Origin of the sequence: Sulfitobacter sp. HI0129 (assembly GCF_001635395.1) — a bacterium.
Classification (GTDB): domain Bacteria; phylum Pseudomonadota; class Alphaproteobacteria; order Rhodobacterales; family Rhodobacteraceae; genus Sulfitobacter.
Map to the genome: position 1 here is coordinate 1 of NZ_LWGH01000802.1, position 577 is coordinate 577.

The following is a 577-nucleotide window of genomic DNA, read 5'->3' on the forward strand; positions in this document are numbered from 1 at the left end:
GCTCGCGGCGCAAGGTCAGGTGCGGACCGCCGACGCAAGGTATGGGGCCGCAAAGACGCGTCACGACGACTTGGTCACTCTCCGTGACCGCCTGTCGGAGCGCAGTTCCAGGTTGGCGCTTGCATTGGGATTGGGGGAAGATGCGACCCCCTCAGCCTTCAGCGCGCGTCAGCAGGCACTGACCGCAGCGGCTGAAGCGGCAGCCGAGCTTTCCAATGCGAAAGAAGCGTTGAAAGCCCGTCTTGCCCATCAGGAGGTGGCCCGCGATGCGCTGATTGATGCTGCGCGGCCCCTTGGACTTGACCGAGCGAATGGTGATCTGCCCGCGCAGGTGCAACGCGCATTGACGTTGGAGGATAGTGATCGCAAGGCTTGGGCCAAATGGCAGGAGGGCGAGAAGACCATAGACAAGCTGGATAGCAAGTCAGCGGAATGCCAAACCGACTGCGAAACGGCGCAGGTGAATCTTGACCAGTTGACCGCGGCACTGCCATTGCCGGATCGCTCGCTTGAGGCGATTCGAGCCGCCCTGCCGCACCTGCGCAGCCTGCAGCAGCTTTATGGCGAGCATCGAAAG

Annotated in this window: 1 protein-coding gene; it reads left to right on the top strand. The window is 62.6% G+C overall.

The features are described from left to right. Window positions 1-112: 112 nt before the first annotated feature. The coding region (locus tag A3764_RS19230) for a hypothetical protein (protein WP_150122310.1) at window positions 113-577 on the top strand (465 nt) is incomplete at its 3' end.